This window comes from Bradyrhizobium sp. GW821-FHT13H05, assembly GCF_058804065.1.
This window is the reverse complement of record NZ_JBXAPO010000002.1, coordinates 808435-826613: the sequence shown is the minus strand read 5'-3', so window position 1 is coordinate 826613 and position 18179 is coordinate 808435. Positions and strand designations below refer to the sequence as shown.

The 18179-nt window shown below is 63.9% G+C and carries 19 protein-coding genes; 7 read left to right on the top strand and 12 right to left on the bottom strand.

Annotated features, from left to right (window positions below):
* Positions 1-5 precede the first annotated feature (5 nt).
* Positions 6-278, bottom strand: a complete 273-nt coding sequence (locus tag AC1RR3_RS08200; RefSeq protein WP_492821177.1) for a hypothetical protein — start codon at positions 276-278, stop codon at positions 6-8.
* Between the two features lie 133 nt (positions 279-411).
* Complete coding sequence (locus tag AC1RR3_RS08195) at positions 412-1356, bottom strand: LysR substrate-binding domain-containing protein (protein WP_492821175.1); 945 nt, start codon at positions 1354-1356, stop codon at positions 412-414.
* An 80-nt stretch (positions 1357-1436) separates the two neighbouring features.
* Between AC1RR3_RS08195 and AC1RR3_RS08190 the strand changes: the two genes are divergently transcribed.
* Positions 1437-2825, top strand: a complete 1389-nt coding sequence (locus AC1RR3_RS08190) for an MFS transporter (protein WP_492821173.1) — start codon at positions 1437-1439, stop codon at positions 2823-2825.
* A gap of 27 nt (positions 2826-2852) precedes the next feature.
* On the opposite strand, the gene AC1RR3_RS08185 is transcribed toward AC1RR3_RS08190, so the two are convergent.
* The gene (locus tag AC1RR3_RS08185) at positions 2853-5543 is read right to left on the bottom strand and encodes a flavin-containing monooxygenase (protein ID WP_492821171.1); all 2691 of its coding nucleotides are present in this window, start codon (positions 5541-5543) and stop codon (positions 2853-2855) included.
* 260 nt (positions 5544-5803) lie between these two features.
* Here AC1RR3_RS08185 and AC1RR3_RS08180 point away from each other — a divergent pair, with 260 nt between their 5' ends.
* Positions 5804-5980, top strand: a complete 177-nt coding sequence (locus AC1RR3_RS08180; protein WP_249141655.1) for a hypothetical protein — start codon at positions 5804-5806, stop codon at positions 5978-5980.
* Positions 5981-6265: 285 nt separating this feature from the next.
* Positions 6266-7720 (top strand): carboxylesterase/lipase family protein, encoded by a 1455-nt coding sequence (locus AC1RR3_RS08175; protein ID WP_492821440.1) that lies wholly within the window; start codon positions 6266-6268, stop codon positions 7718-7720.
* Positions 7721-7841: 121 nt separating this feature from the next.
* Here AC1RR3_RS08175 and AC1RR3_RS08170 read toward each other — a convergent pair whose 3' ends face one another.
* Positions 7842-8021 carry a hypothetical protein gene (locus AC1RR3_RS08170; protein ID WP_063688946.1) on the bottom strand — a complete coding sequence of 60 codons (180 nt, stop codon included), beginning with the start codon at positions 8019-8021 and terminating at the stop codon, positions 7842-7844.
* 157 nt (positions 8022-8178) lie between these two features.
* Between AC1RR3_RS08170 and AC1RR3_RS08165 the strand changes: the two genes are divergently transcribed.
* Positions 8179-8982: a DODA-type extradiol aromatic ring-opening family dioxygenase gene (locus AC1RR3_RS08165; RefSeq protein ID WP_492821168.1), complete on the top strand. Its 804-nt coding sequence runs from the start codon at positions 8179-8181 to the stop codon at positions 8980-8982.
* Between the two features lie 26 nt (positions 8983-9008).
* On the opposite strand, the gene AC1RR3_RS08160 is transcribed toward AC1RR3_RS08165, so the two are convergent.
* Positions 9009-9728: a Crp/Fnr family transcriptional regulator gene (locus tag AC1RR3_RS08160; protein ID WP_492821166.1), complete on the bottom strand. Its 720-nt coding sequence runs from the start codon at positions 9726-9728 to the stop codon at positions 9009-9011.
* Positions 9729-9906: 178 nt separating this feature from the next.
* Positions 9907-10179: a DUF6894 family protein gene (locus AC1RR3_RS08155; protein ID WP_492821164.1), complete on the bottom strand. Its 273-nt coding sequence runs from the start codon at positions 10177-10179 to the stop codon at positions 9907-9909.
* Positions 10180-10459: 280 nt separating this feature from the next.
* On the opposite strand from AC1RR3_RS08155, the gene AC1RR3_RS08150 reads away from it, so the two are divergent.
* A complete protein-coding gene (locus AC1RR3_RS08150) occupies positions 10460-11185 on the top strand; it encodes a Crp/Fnr family transcriptional regulator (protein ID WP_492821162.1) in 726 nt (241 codons plus the stop codon).
* A 6-nt stretch (positions 11186-11191) separates the two neighbouring features.
* Here the strand turns inward: AC1RR3_RS08150 and AC1RR3_RS08145 are convergent, their stop codons facing one another.
* The 3 genes from AC1RR3_RS08145 to AC1RR3_RS08135 form a co-directional block, all read right to left on the bottom strand.
* Positions 11192-11452: a SemiSWEET transporter gene (locus AC1RR3_RS08145; RefSeq protein WP_492821160.1), complete on the bottom strand. Its 261-nt coding sequence runs from the start codon at positions 11450-11452 to the stop codon at positions 11192-11194.
* A 91-nt stretch (positions 11453-11543) separates the two neighbouring features.
* Positions 11544-12131: a nucleotide triphosphate diphosphatase NUDT15 gene (locus AC1RR3_RS08140; RefSeq protein WP_492821158.1), complete on the bottom strand. Its 588-nt coding sequence runs from the start codon at positions 12129-12131 to the stop codon at positions 11544-11546.
* Positions 12128-13048 carry an alpha/beta fold hydrolase gene (locus tag AC1RR3_RS08135; protein ID WP_492821156.1) on the bottom strand — a complete coding sequence of 307 codons (921 nt, stop codon included), beginning with the start codon at positions 13046-13048 and terminating at the stop codon, positions 12128-12130. Before AC1RR3_RS08135 ends, AC1RR3_RS08140 begins: the two co-directional genes overlap by 4 nt.
* 56 nt (positions 13049-13104) lie before the next feature.
* Here AC1RR3_RS08135 and AC1RR3_RS08130 point away from each other — a divergent pair, with 56 nt between their 5' ends.
* Positions 13105-13719 (top strand): TetR/AcrR family transcriptional regulator, encoded by a 615-nt coding sequence (locus AC1RR3_RS08130; protein ID WP_157195729.1) that lies wholly within the window; start codon positions 13105-13107, stop codon positions 13717-13719.
* Between the two features lie 103 nt (positions 13720-13822).
* Here AC1RR3_RS08130 and AC1RR3_RS08125 read toward each other — a convergent pair whose 3' ends face one another.
* The 3 genes from AC1RR3_RS08125 to glgC form a co-directional block, all read right to left on the bottom strand.
* Positions 13823-14431: an alpha/beta fold hydrolase gene (locus AC1RR3_RS08125; RefSeq protein ID WP_492821153.1), complete on the bottom strand. Its 609-nt coding sequence runs from the start codon at positions 14429-14431 to the stop codon at positions 13823-13825.
* A gap of 90 nt (positions 14432-14521) precedes the next feature.
* A complete protein-coding gene (gene glgA / locus AC1RR3_RS08120) occupies positions 14522-15970 on the bottom strand; it encodes a glycogen synthase GlgA (RefSeq protein WP_492821151.1) in 1449 nt (482 codons plus the stop codon).
* Positions 15967-17229, bottom strand: a complete 1263-nt coding sequence (gene glgC / locus AC1RR3_RS08115) for a glucose-1-phosphate adenylyltransferase (RefSeq protein WP_492821149.1) — start codon at positions 17227-17229, stop codon at positions 15967-15969. The genes glgA and glgC overlap by 4 nt, the downstream gene beginning before the upstream one ends.
* A 371-nt stretch (positions 17230-17600) precedes the next feature.
* Between glgC and AC1RR3_RS08110 the strand changes: the two genes are divergently transcribed.
* Positions 17601-18038 (top strand): hypothetical protein, encoded by a 438-nt coding sequence (locus tag AC1RR3_RS08110; protein ID WP_492821147.1) that lies wholly within the window; start codon positions 17601-17603, stop codon positions 18036-18038.
* Positions 18039-18179: the final 141 nt, after the last annotated feature.

The window sequence follows — 18179 nt, the reverse complement described above, 5'->3', positions numbered from 1 at the left end:
CGCAATCAGAGAAATTCTCTCCAGCGCGAGAGCTCGATGACATGCTCGGGCGAGAGGATCTCCGTCACCAGCGGCGGCTGCGCTGCCGTGTGGATCTCGTAGAGATGCCGGGTCGTCGCCGGCTTCTGCATGAAGGCCGAGATGCATTCATCGAGCGTGCCCTCGCTGACCTGGTATGGCTCGCGATCCGGCTGACGCTGGTTGGCAAGCGACGGCCATTTATGCAGCCCCGCAAGCGCACCAAAATCGACCTTTGACTCCGAAACAACGTCCCCCATCGTCCCGCCTCACGCAAAAGGACCCCAGCACGCAGATCTGCGCGCCGGGGCCTGCACCAATCGCTGCATCTCAATGCCACAAGCCCCTCAACGCGGCGGCCGGGAATTTGTTCCCCGCCAATTCGCTGCGGCGTCAATCAACGGGAATTTTCGGAATCCGCAGGACCCAGTCGACGAACGCCTTCACGCGGGGATCCTGGGCCATTGCCGCGGGCCAGCGCACGACCTGTGCCTTGCTCGATGGCAAATCCCACGACTGCGGAAGCACGCGCACCAGCCTCCCGTCCTTGAGCGCATCCTGAACCAGCAGCGAGCGTGCGAGCACGATTCCGTTGCCCGCGAGGGCGGCAGCTATGGCGGTCGCTATTGTTGCAAAACGGATATCCGCAGGGGGAGGGCGGCCCAGCCCCAATCGTTCGAACCAGGTCGTCCACGACCACTCGACCCCGCTGTCTTCGCCCGCCCGGCCCTTGTGCAAGAGCGGCAAGGATCTCACGCGCGTGATGTCGGTAAGCGGGCGCCGACCTGGCAGCAGGCGGGGGTGGCAGACGGGGTAAATGTGCTCACGGAATAGCAAGCGCTGGGTCGACGTCGCTCTCAAGCCCGTCGCCGGCTGCCACAGCACCGTGACGTCGAGATCTGCCGACCTTGCGTATGCGTCTCCCTGGAGAATGACAAGCTCGACCGGTATGCCGGGATGGGCTTCCGCAAAATGCGGCAAACGGCGCACGAGCCAGTAGTCGGCGAGCGCAGCGCCGACGCCCACCCTCAAGGCCGGGGGCGGCGCAGCGGCGCGGCACAGCGCTCGAAAATCGGCCATCCGATCGAGCAAGCCGGCCAACTCGTTCGACAGGGCGATGCCGGCGGCTGTGGCGCTCAGGCCGCTCGGCTGCCGGATGAGCAGAGGCATGCCGACGAAGTCTTCGAGCTTGCGAAGGCGATGACTGACCGCGCTCTGTGTCAGTCCGAGCTCTGCCGAGGCGCGCGTGACGCTCGCATGTCGCAGGGCGGCCTCGAACGCAATCAGGCCATCGAAAGGAGGAAATGAGCGCATCGCATCATCATGAATGAATTTCATGGCGATGTGAACAGCTCGCATTGGCGTGCGGCCCGCGCGGGCGTGCATACCGAGAGAGAGGTTTTTACGATCGGAGAACGATGGCCAGGACTGAACTCCATCCGCAGCCGCTTAGCTTTTGGCGCGGGCTGCTGCCGGCGACGGTGCTTGGCATGGCGGCCTTCCTGACGCAATTCGACGTGACGGCGGTCGTCGTCGCCATGCCGGCCATGGCGGCCGAGCTCAATTTCGGCGTTGCCGCCTATGCCTGGGTCATGGATGCCTACAGCCTGGCCTTTACCGGGGGACTGCTGGCCGCCGGTGCGCTTGCCGACAGGTATGGACGACGACGTGCCCTGCTCGGCGGCAACGTCGTGTTCCTGGTGGGCTCGATCGCCTGCGGCTTTGCGGCGGGAGGCCCGGGGCTGTGGGCAGCTCGTGCAATTCAGGGCCTCGGTGCAGCGTTCGTCATTACCGGAGGCATCGCGCTGCTCGCGAGCACCTATACAAGGCCTGACGAGCGCGCCCGCGCATTCGCGCTGATGGGGGTGATCTCGGGGACGGCCATGGCTCTCGGGCCGACGCTTGGAGGGCTCATCTCGACCTGGATCGGGTGGCGCTGGATTTTCCTGTTCAATATCCCGCTTTGCTTGCTCGCTGTTCTGGCCGTCCCGCGGCTGGTCGCAGAATCGCGCGGTCCTGCCGACCGTCCGCTGGATTGGAGCGGCGTCATTCTCCTCACGTTTGCTCTGGGTCTGGCGATCGAGAGCCTGTTGATGGGGCGTGAGGCACCGGTCCGGGTTGCGGTCGGTCTCGGGGCAAGTGGGTGTCTGCTCGCCATCTTTGTGATGCAGCAGCGGCGCCGGCCTGCGCCGATGTTCGACCCGGCTGTATTTGGTCGGCCAGTCATGATCGGAATTTCGTCGTTGCTGATTGCCGTCTCCATCGGATACTGGGCCGTCCTTGTCTACCTGCCGTCGTTTCTGGGGGCAGCGTTTGGCTGGACGGGCTCGTCGGTCGGCTTTGCATTGCTCTCCGCGACGCTGCCGATGCTCCTGCTGCCGCCCTATGGTGCCGGTTTGGCGAAACGCTGGGGTTGGCGCAAGTTGTTCGCGACCGCGATGCTGGTGCTGCTGGCAGGTAATCTCACTTTGATGCTGGTCGCGAGTGGCTGGCTCCCGAACACTGCAGTCGTTCTCGCCGCGGCGGTCACCGGGATGCTGTTGATAGGACTTGGCGCCGTGCTGGCGCACCCGCAACTGTCGGGTGCTGTCGTCGCGTTGGTGCCTCCGGACCAAACCGGCATGGCCTCGGCAGTGACTGTGGTCATGCGCCAGGGCGGCTTTGCACTGGGCATCGCGGCGCTCGGTACAACGCTGCCGTATGACACCACGGCTGCCAGCTACGTATGGCCCTGGCTTCTTGCTGCTCTCGCGTCCGCAGGCGGGCTGATCGCGGCCTCGATGTTATTGCCGCACCATCAGCCCTAGCCGCAGCTCCCGGCCGCCTTGCAATGATCAGCTCGCGGCCGCCGCGATTCTGTGTCCCGGGCTGGTATGACCCTGGCTGTGCTCGTCGCCACGGATGACCTCCGGAGGCAGCCCGGCAAAGCGCCGCAAGGCGTCGGCCATCTGCACGCGGCCCGGCGCGCCGGTGATGATCACGTCCACCATCGTGAAGGACGAGTGGAAATGGCCGCGCGCCTTGAGCTGTTCGACCGGGACGCCAGCAGCCGCCATCGCCTCGGCATAGGCGATGCCTTCGTCACGCAGCGGGTCGAACTCGCAGGTGACGACGAAGGCCGGCGGAAGGCCTGCGACCTTGCCGCGCAGCGGCGAGACGCGCGGATCGGTGCGGTCGGCCGGCGAGCAATAGAGGTCCCAGAACCAGTACATCAGTGAGCGCGTCAGGAAATAGCCGGTCGCATTGTCGTTGTAGGACGGGCGCTCGAAGTCGCAGTCGGTGACCGGGCACACCAGGAGCTGGCCGGCAATCTCTGGCCCGCCGCGGTCGCGCGCGAGCTGGCAGGTGACGGCGGCGATGTTGCCGCCGGCGCTCCAGCCCGCAACCAGCACCGGGCCGGGTCTGCCGCCGAGCTCGGTGGCATGCTCGGCGATCCAGCGCGTCGCCGCATAACCGTCTTCAGCCGCGGCCGGGAAGCGATGCTCCGGCGCGTGGCGATAGCCGACGCTGACGAACATCATGCCGGTCCGCCGCACCATGTCGCGGCAGAACGGCTCGTCCGACTGCTCGTCGCCGAGCACCCAGCCACCGCCGTGGAAATAGACCACGACCGGATGCGGTCCTGATGTTGCCGGCTTGTAGACACGATAGGGCAGGGGACCGTCGGTGCCGGGCAGGGTGCCGTCGACGATCTCGCCGATCGGCCGTCCGGCGGGACGGCCCTTGTTGAACTCGTTGACGAACGCGCAGGCGCCTTGCGCGCCCATCGACTCGATCGGTGGCAGGTTGAGCGTCGCGAGCAGGTTCAGCACCAGCCGCACGTCCGGCTGCAGCCGCACCACCTCGCCGTCATTGCATTGTGCGGCGCCATCGGGGCCGGTCAGCTTGAAGCCGAGCATGCCGCGGCTGGTGACCTCGTCGCAGATGCTGCGATAGGGGCCGACGCCGCCGGTATAGGGCATCAGCCCCTGCACCTTGCCCGGCACGTTGGCGCCCGTGTACCAGGTGTTGGCAAGCCGGTGCAGCGTCACCATCGCGCAATCGGCCATGTGCCTGTTCCAGCCGGCTTGCGCCGTCTCGGTCGGCTCCATCGTGGTGAAGCCGGCATCGCGCAGCGCCTTGAGCCGATCGACGACCCAGTCGACATGCTGCTCGATCGACACCGCCATGTTCGACAGCACCGACGGGCTGCCGGGACCGGTGATCATGAAGAAGTTCGGAAAGCCCTCGACCGTGAGCCCGAGATAGGTCTGCGGCCCCTGAGCCCAGACATCGGTGAGCGACTTGCCGCCGCGTCCGGTGATCGGATGCACGGCGCGGATTGCGCCGGTCATGGCGTCGAAGCCGGTGGCGAACACGATGACGTCCACGTCCACGTTGCGCTTGGCCGTGGTGATGCCGCCTGCGGTGATCGCCTTGATCGGCTCCTGGCGCAGATTGACCAGCGTGACGTTCGGCCGGTTGTAGGTGGCGTAGTAATTGGTATCGAGGCAGGGACGCTTTGCACCGAACGGATGATCGTCCGGCATGAGCGCCGCAGCGGTCTCGGGGTTGTTGACGGCGGCGCGGATCTTCTCACGGATCAGGTCCTGGACGATTCTGTTGCCGTCGACATCGACGGCCTGGTCGGCCCAGAGCTGCGTCAGGATGTGGACGAGGTCGCCAGCGGCCCAGGCACGTTCGAACCGCTCACGACGCTCGGCGTCGGTCAATTGCCAGCTCACGACCGTCTGCTGCGGATAGGGCACGCCGGCCATCGATTGCCGGGCCTGCTCGCGATAGGCCGCGCGATCGCCTTGCAGCAGGCTCATGCGGTCCGAGGGCGCAGGACCGTTATGCGCCGGCAGCGCGAAATTCGGCGTGCGCTGGAACACGGTCAGATGCGCTGCCTGTTCGGCGATGAGTGGGATCGATTGAATGGCCGACGATCCTGTGCCGATGACGGCGACCCGTTTTCCCGCGAGGTCGACGCCGTCATGCGGCCAGCGCCCGGTGAAATAGACCTCGCCCTTGAAATCCTTGACGCCATCGATCTCCGGCGGCTTTGGCGCGGACAGGCAGCCGGTGGCCATGATGTAATGGCGACAGGAGACCGGCGCGCCGTGATCGGTGGTGAGCTGCCAGCGCTCGGCCGTCTCATCCCATCTGGCTTCGGTGACCCTGGTCTTGAAGCGGATGTCGCGGCGCAAATCATAGCGGTCGGCGACGAAGCCGAGATAGCGCAGGATCTCCGGCTGGGTCGCGTATTTCTCCGACCAGGTCCAGGCGGCCTCGAGTTCCGGATCGAAAGTGTAGCTGTAGTCGATGGTCTGGATATCGCAGCGCGCGCCGGGATAGCGGTTCCAGTACCAGGTGCCGCCGACATCGCCGGCCTCTTCGAGGGCGACGGTCGTGAACCCGGCCTTGCGCAGGCGATGGAGAAGATAAAGGCCGGCAAATCCGGCGCCGACCACGGCGACATCGACCTGCTGGGCGGTTCCACTCGCCGCCTTGGATTCACGTGCGGCAACCATTGCATCCGGCATGGTATTCCTCCCGTGTATTTTATTTTGCCGGCAGGCTAACGCTGCAGGCTCGGCTTGTCATCAGAGCAAGTGCAATCTTCGGTAGGCGTTTGCGGCGTCATCGTGGCGGCGTGAATGGGGATTCAATGCACGCATCGCGATGCACAATGGCCGTGATTACCCGGGCTAATCATGACCGATCCGTCTGTGTATGCTTGCGGTTACTAGCCACGCGTGCCCAGGGCGTCATGACAGAGTTGAGTGAGCGGACCAAAGCGAACATGGACGTCGTCCTGGAGGAGACGTGTCGCCAATTGCCGCATGGCGGCGATCACGACAGCCGCAGGTTCATCGCCGAGCGCCTGATCGAAGCGGCGCAGTCCGGGCACTCCACGCTCGGCGAACTCGGCATCATCGCCCGCCGCGCGCTCGCGGAGATTATCGCGAAGGGCGGGTAGCCTTCCTTGCGGCCAAGCTAAGCCGCTTGCCGCGACGAAGGTGCGCTCCCTCGCCCGGTTCTTACGGGGGCGCGACGAGCTTTGCTCGCGCTGAGAGGGTTGGGGTGAGGGGCTCTCTCCGCGAGTTGTGCCCTATCGATGGACCTGTACCCCCTCACCCGGATCACATCTGCGATGTGATCCGACCTCTCCCCGCAAGCGGGAGAGGTTAAGAGGCAGCTTGCCTCTTCGTGTACTGCGGACATAACCTCATTGGGAACCTTTCCGCGCATCGAGATCTCGAAGATGCGGTCGCTGCTTGCACTTATTGCGGCTGTCCTTTGCTTCGCCGGCCCGGTCGTAGCCCAGCCGGTCGGACAGTTTCCGTTTGCGCTGACGCGTGAAGGCCAGATGCTTGGCGCCGTCGAAGGCGAGGTGGCTTTCTTCAAGGGCCTTGCCTATGCAGCCCCGCCGGTCGGCCCGCTGCGCTGGCGCCCGCCGCAAGCGACGACGGAAAGCTCGGAGATGCGCACCGCCTATGATTACGGCGCGCCCTGTCTCCAGCCCTCGCTGCGAGAGGCGAGCGAGGATTGTCTCACGCTCAACGTGTTCCGCCCGTTCGGCGTCGACGGCCCGCTGCCGGTGATGGTGTTCATCCATGACGGCGCCTTCGTCAGCGGCACCGCGAACGATCCGCTGTTCGACGGCGCCAAGCTCGCGCAGGCCGGCCTCATCGTGGTGACCGTGAATTATCGCCTTGGCGCGCTCGGCTCGCTCGCTCATCCCGCGTTGTCCGAAAACGGCTCCGGAAATTACGGGCTGATGGACCAGATCGCGGCGCTGCATTGGGTCCACGACAACATCGCGGCGTTCGGCGGCGATCCCAACAGCGTCACCCTGTTCGGCAGCGGCGCAGGTGCGACGTCGATCGCGCTGTTGATGCTGTGCGAGGAGGCGCGCGGGCTGTTCCAGAAGGCCATCCTGCAATCGGTGCCCGGCCGCGCGCGCCTTCGCTCGGCGCAAGAGGCGGAGGCTGCCGGCCGTCAATTCGTGACTGAACTCGGACGTCCCGCAGATTTGCGTGCAGCCGAGCCTCGTCGCCTGCTGGCTGCGGAAAAACATCTGCTGGAAAAATCCCAGCCCAGCTTTGCGCCGGCGATCGACGGAAGCCTCGTGACGGAAGATATCGCCGCAGGCTTTGCGGCCGGACACGAAAGCCGGATTCCGCTGATCATCGGCTGCAATGATGACGAGACGGATTTCGACAGCGAACCTGACATCGCGAAGGCGCTTGCATCGTCCAGCCTCACCATCGACGAATGGCGCAAGCTCTATCCCGATCTCGCCAAATCCTCGGACCCTGCGGCAAGGCTCTATACGGACAAGGTCTTCTCCGAACCGGCAAGGTTGCTCGCGCGCCTGCATGCCGCAACCGGCGCGCCTGTCTTCCGCTATCGCTTCGCCTATGTACCGGAGGCCCGGCGCGCAAATCCGGAAGGCGGGCACGGGCGGGAATTGCAATTCATCTTCGGCGTGGAAGGCATGCCCGGCGCGGGCATCTTTTCACGGCGCGATCGCGAGGTCGCAAGCCGCATGCGCGCCTACTGGATCAACTTTGCCCGGAGCGGCGATCCCAACGGTCCCGACCTGCCGCGCTGGGATGCTGTGGCAGGCGGCGATCGTCTGCTGCTAATGACGAACGATCGCATCGCGAGCGGCGACGATCCCCTTGCGGAGCGTCTGGACCAGCTCGCGCGCTAAAGCGCGATGAGATCTGGATGAATCGTCATCGCGCTTTAGGTTGTTGTTTACGCATGATCTTTCCGGAAAACCGCTTCGCACTTTTCCGGATCATGCTTTAACGCGACAAAAGAAGTTGGATCTAGGCCGCGAGCTCGACGCGCGGCGCCGGGCTCAGCCGGTCTTCCTCCAGATAGTCCATCGCACCGTCCTTCTCGACGGCGTAGAACTGCTGGCCTTCCCTGGACCTGTAGGCGGCGCGAACCACGCCGCGGCGGCCCTTGTCACTGTTGACGACGTCCCCCAGCGAAAACTTCCTCATTTCACGTCCTCGTCTTCTGGCCGACTCCTTCGGCCATGACGGGGATTTTGGAAGGCAAATCGTTAACGACTTGCTAACCATACGACATTGCCTATGCTCGCCGCCGATCGCGCGGGATGCACCACGCGCATGTCGTCAACGAAACGAGCCTGCGCCCATGACGCGACTTCCGACCCTGTTCCTGTCCCATGGTGGCGGCCCCTGGCCCTTCATGGAGGACAGGCGGGTGCAATATGCCAGGACCGCCGAGGAATTCGGTCGGCTGCCGCAGCTTCTCCCCGAAAGACCAAAGGCCGTGCTCGTCATATCAGGCCATTGGGAGGCCGACGCCTTCACCGTGTCGACCTCGGCGCATCCGCCGATGGTGTACGACTATTACGGTTTCCCCGAGCATACCTATCACCTCAAATATCCGGCGCCGGGCAAGCCCGAACTTGCCGCGGAGGTGAAGGCGCTGCTCGAGCACGCGGGCCTCGATTGCCGCGAAGATGCCAACCAGGGTTTTGATCACGGCACCTTCGTGCCGCTCGGCCTGATGTATCCGAACGCCGACATGCCGATCGTGCTGCTGTCACTGAAATCGACCTATGATGCGGCCGAGCACATCAAGGCCGGGCAGGCGATTGCATCGCTCCGGGACGAAGGCATCCTGATCGTCGGCAGCGGGCTCACCTACCACAACATGCGCGGCTTCAACCGGCCGGAGTCCAAGCCGGTCTCGTACGATTTCGAAGCCTATCTGAACGAGGCGATCAGCAATCCGGATGCGGCGCGCCGCAACGCGATGCTGGTCGACTGGGAAAACGCGCCGAGCGCACGCCTGGCCCATCCCCGCGAGGACCATCTGTTGCCGCTGATGGTGGCGGCCGGCGCTGCCGGCAGCGACGTCGGTCACCGCGTCTTCGTCGACGAGGTCGCAAACGTCGCGATGGCGTCGTATGTGTTCGGCGGCCAGCCCTGAAGCGCGCGCCTGCCGGCAATCACAGTTTACGATAGGATTGCGTCGACCTTTCGCGCCGTATCCGTTCCCAGCAACTGCTCATAGCGAGCCTTGACGGCAGCGTAACATTCGCACGTGCCCTCCTCGAGCCCCTCGGCATCCAAAATCCGGATCTTGCCGCGCGCGTAGCGGATCAGGCCGGCCGCCTGCAGCGTGCGCGCAACCACGGTCACGCTCGAGCGCCGAACGCCCAGCATCTGTCCGAGATATTCCTGCGTGAACTGGAGTTGATCGCTGCCGGACAGATCCCGCGCGCGCAGCAGCCAGCGGCACAGCCGGGCCTGGACGCTATGCGAGGCGAAGCACGCTGCGGATTGCTGGGCCTGAGCGTAGACGGCCTGCTCATGCCGCATGAGCAGCGCCAGCAGCCTGGGGCTGTGCAGCGCGGCCGCCTTCAGCGCGTCGATATTGCAGACGACGATGTTTCCGCCCAGTTGAACGATACCGCGACAGAGCGACATTCGCCCGTCCAGTGCCGCGGCTGCGCCGACGACGCCGTCGATGCCGACCATCGCGGTTTCGATCATCTCGCCGGTCGACAGGGTCACGACAAGCGAGACCACTGCGCCGGCAGGAAAATAGACCGAACGAATTTCCTGATCCGTTTCGAACAGCAGAGAGTGCTGCTCGAAGGCGACGGTCTTCAAATGCGGTTCGAGGGTTTTGAAATCGGCTTCGGAAAGCTGCCTCAGCAAGAGGTTCTTCATTCGTCGCTCCCTGGGACAGGCGGGAGCGCAGAGAACTCTCAGCTATCGGTGCCTCATGCGGATATCCGATAATGGAACCACAGTAAGAGCCGTACCGCACATAGCGAGCATTTTTTTCCCTATGTCAGTTCTTGACATAAGGATCAGGATCTTCAGGAAATTCCGCTGCTGCAAAGCGTCAGCAAGGCTCGCCCGTATCTGCGGCGGGACCAGCCCCCGAGGCGACGGCTTCATATGTCTCGGCCAGCAGCCGAATCCGATACAGGGGCTGTTTTCCCGGACCCAGAAGCTCGATCCGCCATTCGGCATTTTCCTTGAGGCCGCAGCCTCGGGCCAGATCCCCGAACACCTTCGTCGTTTCCGTCCACGCTGATTCCACGTCCGCGATCTCGGCCAGATGTTCGATCGTGCCACCGTCGCTGTTGGTAATCCGGAAGTAATGGTGGGACATGATGCGCTCCGAGCGGCCGCGAGGGATATCGCCTAGTCCAACCGGACCGCCGAGTTATGCCCGGTAACGCACATAAAGACCCTGGGCGCGTGCGGGGGCAAAAGCAAGGCAAATCGGCGGGTGGTTCCCGCAATAGTTGACGGGAGGCATCGAGCCGTCGGCAGAAATATCGACGCATCCGCCCGCTACCGTGCTTATGCGGGCATTTCAGACGGTTTCGTTCGACTTGACATCGCGCTATGGTTGCACTCATTGCTCTAAGAATTTTCCGAAGAGTTGGATGGCGTCAGCAGACCCTTTTCAGAACGCTTTTCTCAAGTCGCTCAGTCCGGCGGACTTCGCGGCCATTCGCCCGCACCTCAAGACCGTCGAGCTTCCGGAGGGGGCTTCGCTGATCGAGCTCGGCCAGACCGTCGTGTGGGCCCATCTTCCGCTCACAGCCGTTGTTTCTCTCGTTGTCGAGCTTGAAGCGGGAGAACGGATCGAAGTGGCGTTGGTCGGCTCCGACAGCATCTTGGGCACCTTTGGCGTATTGGGAGAGCCTGTCGCATTGGTTCACGCCGTCGTCTTGGTGCCCGGTGCGGCGTTGCTGGTCGAGGCCGCCCGCCTTCGGGCTCTCGCCCAGCAGAGCGCGGATTTTCGGGACAATTTGACGCGTCACAGTCAGGCCCTGTTCGTTCAGGCCCAGCAATCCGTGGGCTGCAATGCATCGCATACCGTCGAGGCGCGACTGGCGCGGTGGCTCCTGCGCGTTCGCGATCTATCCGGCAGCGATCGCTTCAAGCTCACGCAGGAATTGATGGCCGAGATGATCGGGGTTCGCCGGAACAGCGTCTCGTTCGTCGCCCACGCGCTTCAGGAGGCGAACGTCATTCGATTCAGCCGCGGCCATATCGAGATCGTCAATGTCGCCGAGCTCACCAGGGCCACCTGCGAATGTTATCGCGCGGTGAAGCTGCAATACAGGCGGCTTCGTTTTCTGACCGAAGAAGAACCCGGGGCGTGATGAAGCTCAGCCGTATCTCAGCTTCATCACCAGAATGCCGCCGGCGAGCAGCATGGTGACGGCGTTCGAGGCGATCAGCGGCGCGTCGCCGGAGAGCAGGCCGTAGACCAGCCAGAGCGCGAGGCCCAGCACCATGATCAGAAACATGCCGAGCGAGATGTCGCGCGCCGAGCGGGTCTTCCACACCTTGATGACTTGCGGCGCGTAGGCCACGGTGGTGCAGGTGGCGGCGGCAAAGCCGATCAGCTTGATTGAGAGGGGATCCATGCTGGCTCTATAGCATGGATTCGACGCCGGTCATGCCTGGAGCGCTCTTCCGATGAGATCCAGGTGCGTGGCATCCGAATGCGCGATACGGCTATCGGGCGTATGCGAGATCGACAGGTGCGCCGGCGAAGCGCGTTGCAAAGTAACGCTCCACCATGTGACGATCGGCTGAAAACGCGAAGCTTGGCAATTCGTCTGCAAGCGAAAACCATTCCAGTTGGTCGACGTCGTCCCCAGGACACATCGCGCCGCCGACCGGGCTCGCGAGCACGGCAACCGCCAATGTGTGGATGTCGGGGCGCAGAAAGTTTGATGCCACGCCCAGCAGGGCGGCAATTTCTATCTCAAGGCCGGTCTCCTCCTTCACCTCGCGCCTGGCTGCCGTCAGATAGTCTTCGTGAAATTCGATGTAACCGCACGGCAGGCACCACTTGCCTCCTTCCAGGGTATCCGGCTTCCGCCGGCACAACAGGAACTTGTCGCCCTCGACGACAAGAACCGCGATGATCGGAGTTGGATTCCGGTACAACACGAAGGCACAGGCAGAGTTCGTGCACGCCTTTGCCGCCTCGACCTCGCTCGCCCGGATCAGGCCGGAGCCGCACATCGGACAGAAGGCCCAATCGTGTTCGGCGCGTGTGCGACGATCGTATGCCGCAAAGACCTGACAGGTTTTCACTGGATGTCCTTTCGCGTCATGCTCGGCAGATTTCCGGCCCAGAAGGCTTTCAGCGCGTCGGCCAGGTCGCGCGGATTGTCTTCCTGCACGTTGTGGCCCGCGTCCTTGACGTTGATCCACCGTCCATCGGGAAACCGCGCAGTAAATTCCTGGGCGGCGTCTTCGGAAACGATCGAGCTATCGCCGCCCCTGGCCAGCAGAAACGGTGCGGTCATGCCGGGAACGCGCGCCTCGAAGCCTGCGAGGTGCTGCAGGATCACGGGATAATCCGAGGGACGTCGGCGGTCGGCCTTCCAGACGAGGCGCCCGTCGTCGCCACGCTTCAACAGGGCACGCATGCGATAGCGCAGGCGCTCTGGATCGCTCCTGGGACTGACCGTGAGCGCCATCTCGACGACCTCATCCACGGTGGCCGCGCCACCAAAGTCTGCCATGAAGGCGCGCAGCCGCGCCGTCGCGGCAAAAACGGGCCGGGAGGTCACATCGACCATCACGAGACTTTCGGTGCGGCCCAAGTGACGTAGCGCGAACTCGCAAGCGACAATTCCGCCCAACGACATGCCAACGATGCGGGGGCGCTCGATCCCGAGGCCGTCGATGACCGCCGTGAGGTCCGACGCGCAGCTCACGATCGAATAGTCGTCGGTCCAATCGCTTGCACCGTGGCCACGCATGTCGAGCGCCACGAGCCGGAAATCTGCCCGCAGTGCAAGGGCGACATAGTCCCAGGTGCGGGCGGTGAGTGAGCCGCCGTGCAGCAGCACGGCTGGCGGTCCTCGCCCTCCCCAGTCCAGGACGTGGATATTGGGACCACCCGGTGAGCGGAAAACGTGTGACAGCGGCGGCGCGAGGTCCGTAAAGGCAATTCCGAGCCGGTCAGCGATCGTCGTCAGCGCCTTGGGGTGCCAATCGTCCATGGACGATTTCCTTACTTAGGATATCCTAAGTAAGACGTGCGAGGATGAAGATGTCAATGGCCGTGCGAAAACGTCTGACGCCGCAAGCGGCGAAGCTCGCTATTCTCAATGCTGCTGAGCGTCGATTGCACGACGAGGGTCCCGAAGGCGTGCGCTTCCAGCGCATCGCCACAGACCTGGGCATCACGGATGCGGCCGTTCACTACCATTTTCGTACGCGCGAAGCTTTGATGGACGCCCTCCTGCGCCGTATCGGACGCCGCCTGGTAGACGATATCGAGTCCATCATCGAAAGCTGGGCGCCGGATCAGATCGACGTCTCCGCCCTCGGCCGATTGTTTCAGCGCGCCTATGCCGATGAACGGGCAGCCCGGCTCGCCCTCTGGCTAAGCCTCGCCGGCTGGCGCCCAAAGGGATCAGGCATGCTCAAGGCGCTGGTCGAGCGCGTTCATCGCGCCAGGGTCAACGCGGCGCGAAAGACCCGGCGAGCGGCGCCGAAGCTCTCCGACACCCAGTACGCCATTGCTCTCCTGAGTGCGGCCCACATGCATGCCGCGATGTCGGGCGACGCGTTGCTGGCCAGCGTATCCGAAGATCCAAGGGGGCTTGACCATCGCGGCTTCCTCGATTTCGTGGTCAAGTTGATCGCGCGCCACCTCGTCGACGAATGACCAGGCGACATCCGAACATGCGACATCGCGTCGCCCGAGAGCCGTGCGCAATGGCCCGATCTTTGGACCCCAATGACGGTTGAATCCATGGACTGCCCGGGTTCTAGCTCAAATGGCGGGCAATGAGGGGGGCAACGATTTCCGCCTTGTTGGAGGCCAGACCGTGATCGCCACCGCGAACAACATGCAGCTTGGCGTTCGGCATGCGACTCTCGAGATGGAGCCCAACGGTGACCGGGCTAATCGGATCAGAATCCCCCCAAATGAGAAGTGTGGGTGCCTCGATAAGCTCAACAGGAAGCTCTGCCGACCTGCTGCTCTCCATGATCCAGTCGGCAGCTTGCGGAAATTGCCCGCGGTACTCCGCTCTCCAATCGGAGGCTCCAAATCGATCCATACTTACACCTCCCGACGTGACGGCCAGGACGAGCCGATTGACAATTTTCGGTCTATTGAGAGCTATCCGGGCGGCGATGACGCCGCCCATGGACTGGGCCACCAAATCGACCGGACCATCAAGCCTTTCATCAAGCCTTGCCTCGACAAGCCGAACGAGGTCGTCGATGCTGTTGATCGTGGGATCATGGGGTTGGTTGCCGAGGCCAGGCCAGCCGAAAAACACCTTGTCACGCTCATTCGGCAAGAGCCTGGCCACTGGTTGCCAAAATTCGGGTGAACCGCCGGCGCCGGGAAGAAAGAATATCTTACGCATTGTTAGCCCAGGCTTTCAGGTCGGAAACATTCTGCATCGTTAGTTCAGGTGCTGATCCGCGAACCGGTATCCACGTCACTCGAACACGCTTTACACCGGGCGCGACGCCATGAGACCGCGATAGAGCGCGGCGTAGTCGCCGGCACGGTTGCTCCAGGAGACGTCCGTCGCAAGGCCGCTCAATTGCAGCCGGCGCCACGCCGCCTTGTTGCAGAACGCGGCGTTGGCCTTGCGCAGCGCGCCGGCGAGGGCATCCGCCGTGACGGGTGCAAACTTGAAGCCGGTGGCATCGCGGCCGGCCTCACCGACATCGACGATGGTATCCTCGAGACCGCCGACGCGGGACACGATCGGCACGGCGCCATAGCGCAGCGCGCAGAGCTGGGTCAGGCCGCATGGCTCGAACCGCGACGGCACGATCAGCGCGTCCGAGCCGGCCTGGATCAGATGCGCCAAAATCTCGTCATAGCCGATCACGACCCCGATCCGGCCGGGATTGGCGCGGGCTGCGGCCTGATAGCGTTCCTGGAGGTCGCGGTCGCCGCTGCCGAGCAGCGCGAGCTGCATGCCTTCGCGCAAGATGGTCGGAATGGCCTCGAGCAGGAGGTCGAGCCCCTTCTGCCACGACAGCCGGCTGATGACGCCGAGCAGGGGGGCTTCGTCCGAGGAATCGAGATTGAATTGTTGCTGAAGCGCGGCCTTGTTCGCAGCCCGGAACGTGAGATCTTCCGCGCCGAAGCGATAGGCGATGTGCGGATCGGTTTGCGGATTCCACACCTCGATGTCGATGCCGTTGAGGATGCCGCTCAGCGCATCAGCGCGTTCGCGCAGCAGGCCTGCGAGACCCATGCCGCCCTCGTCGCTCTGGATCTCCTGCGCATAGGTCGGCGACACCGTGGTGATGCGATCGGCGAGTTGCAGGCCGGCCTTGAGGAAGCTGATGCCGCCGAAATATTCGAGGCCGTGGACGTTGAACGAGTCCCACGGCAGCCCGATCGCGCCGATCAGCTCAGGGGCGAACTTGCCCTGATAGGCCATGTTGTGAATGGTCATCACGGTGCCCGGCCGCGGGCGGCCGTCATAATGCAGGTAAGCAGGCGCGAGACCGGCCTGCCAGTCATGGGCGTGGACGACATCGGGTACGAAGGCCGGAACGAGGCCGTGGCCGATATCGGCGGCGACGCGCGACAGCGCGGCAAAGCGCACGCCGTTGTCCGGCCAGTCGACGCCTTCATTGGTGACGTAGGGATTGCCCGGCCGCGCGTAGAGATGCGGCACGTCGAGCACGAACAGGTCGAGGCCGTCATGGGAGCCTGCGAGCAGTCGTCCGGGACCGCCGAAATAATCCGGCCAGTGCCAGACTTCCTCGGCGCCAGATACCAGCCGCATCACGTCGGGATAGCCCGGCATCAAGGTTCGCATCTCGACGCCATGCGCCTTCAGCGCAATCGGCAAGGCGCCTGCGACATCCGCGAGGCCGCCGGTCTTGACGATGGGATAGACTTCAGAGGCGACCGCGAGGACGCGAACAGGCGTCATGTATTGAGCCTGTCGATCATCGGCTGGGTGATGAGGGAGATGCCCTGCTCGGTGGTGCGGAAGCGCTTTGCGTCGAGCTCGGGATCCTCGCCGATGACGAGTCCTTCGGGGATCTCGACGCCGCGGTCGATCACGACGTTCGTCAGCCGCGCGCCGCGCCCGACATTCACATAGGGCATGATCACGGCGTTCTCGACATTGGCATAGGAGTTGATGCGCACGCCGGTGAACAGCAGCGAGCGGCGCAGCGAGGCGCCGGAGATGATGCAGCCGCCCGAGACCAGCGAGCTCACCGCCTGGCCGCGCCGGCTCTCCTCGTCATGGACGAATTTTGCGGGCGGCGTGATCTCCGAATAGGACCAGATCGGCCAGGCGCGGTCGAACAAATCGAGCTCAGGCACCACGTCGGTGAGGTCGATGTTGGCGGCCCAATAGGCGTCGACCGTGCCGACGTCGCGCCAGTAGGAGCGGGGGTCCTCGCCCGAGCGGACGCAGGAGGTCGAGAACTGATGTGCGATGGCACGGCCGTTCTTGACGATGTAGGGAATGATGTCCTTGCCGAAATCGTGGTTGGAGTTTTTGTCCTCGGCGTCGCGCTTGAGCTCCTCGAACAGGAATTTCGCGTCGAACACGTAGATGCCCATGCTGGCGAGCGAGACGTCCGGCTTGCCCGGCATCGGCGGCGGATCGGCGGGCTTCTCCAAAAACTCCTGGATCCAGCCGCTCTCGTCGATATGCATGATGCCGAAGCCGGAGGATTCGACGCGCGGCATTTCGAGGCAGCCGACCGTGACGTCGGCGCCGCTGTCGACGTGCTGGCGCAGCATCACCTCGTAATCCATCTTGTAGATGTGGTCGCCGGCCAGCACGACGATGAAGCGGGCATTGTGCGACTCGATGATGTCGATGTTCTGGTAGATGGCATCCGCAGTGCCGACATACCACATGCTCTCCGACACGCGCTGGCTCGCGGGCAGGATGTCAAAACTCTCGTTGCGTTCGGGGCGGAAGAAGTTCCAGCCCATCTGAAGATGCCGGATCAGGCTGTGCGCCTTGTATTGGGTGGCGACCGCGATGCGGCGGATGCCGGAGTTCACCGCGTTCGACAGCGCGAAATCGATGATGCGGGACTTGCCGCCGAAATAGACTGCGGGCTTGGCGCGCCGGTCGGTCAGCTCCAGCAGCCGGCTGCCGCGTCCGCCGGCGAGGACGAACGCCAGGGCCTGACGGGCAAGCGGCTCATTTCCGGCGGCACTCATGTCATCCTCCCACGTTCTGGCGCAAGCCGGGGCCTTCGCAAGATGCCTCTCGGCCGCGCTCCATTGGAACCGATAGTAACGGTACGAATAGTCAATCGGGAAGGTGGTTGTTGGTTGCGAACGCGCGGGAAGCTTAATGCTTTCCGTGGTCTCTCCGCTTCCCGGCTCCGTCGCGCGGGTGTCATATCCGCGCGGGCGCCGGCGGTGGCTTGACCACAATTGAGGCATCCGGGTGAAGGCTATTGCGGGCTCTCTTGTGCGGTGCACGCAATCGGAGCTGTGACTTTTGGAGGCTTTGACTTGGCGCACGGATGCCCGATCATGGCCATGCGATCCTTTCCCGGATGAAATGTCAGACAGGGAGCAAGTCGATGATTACATGGAAAACGGCAATTGCCTGTTCGCTGGCGGGCGCGGTGATGGCCGGACAAATCGAGCAAGCGGCGGCGGCCCCGCTGCCGACCAACGTCGCGACCATGAAGGCCGCGGCCGGCGATGACGTCACGCAGGTGCATTGGCGCGGCGGCGGCTGGGGATGGGGCATCGGCGGCCTCGCGGCCGGCGCGATCATCGGCAGCGCCATCGCCAGCGGGCCCTATGGCTATTATGGCGGTGGCCCGTACTACGGCGGCTATGGCTATCCGGGGCCGGGCTACGGCTATGGTTATGCGCCGGCCTATTACGGTTATGGCGGGCCGTATTATGCGCCGCGTCCCCGGTATTACGGCTACAGGGCCTATCGTCCGTATTACGGCCCTCGCTACGGCTACTATCGGCCGTACCGCGCCTATCCGCGTCCGTATTGGTGATAGCGCCTTAAAGCGAAAGCCACACGATCAGGCTCATGCAGGCGAAATGCGCGAGCACGATCGCGGCGAGATGCAGCGGGCCGGCCTTGAGGCGAAGCCTGCGCATTTCGCCGTCCTTTGCCTTGTTGGATTGGCCTGTTG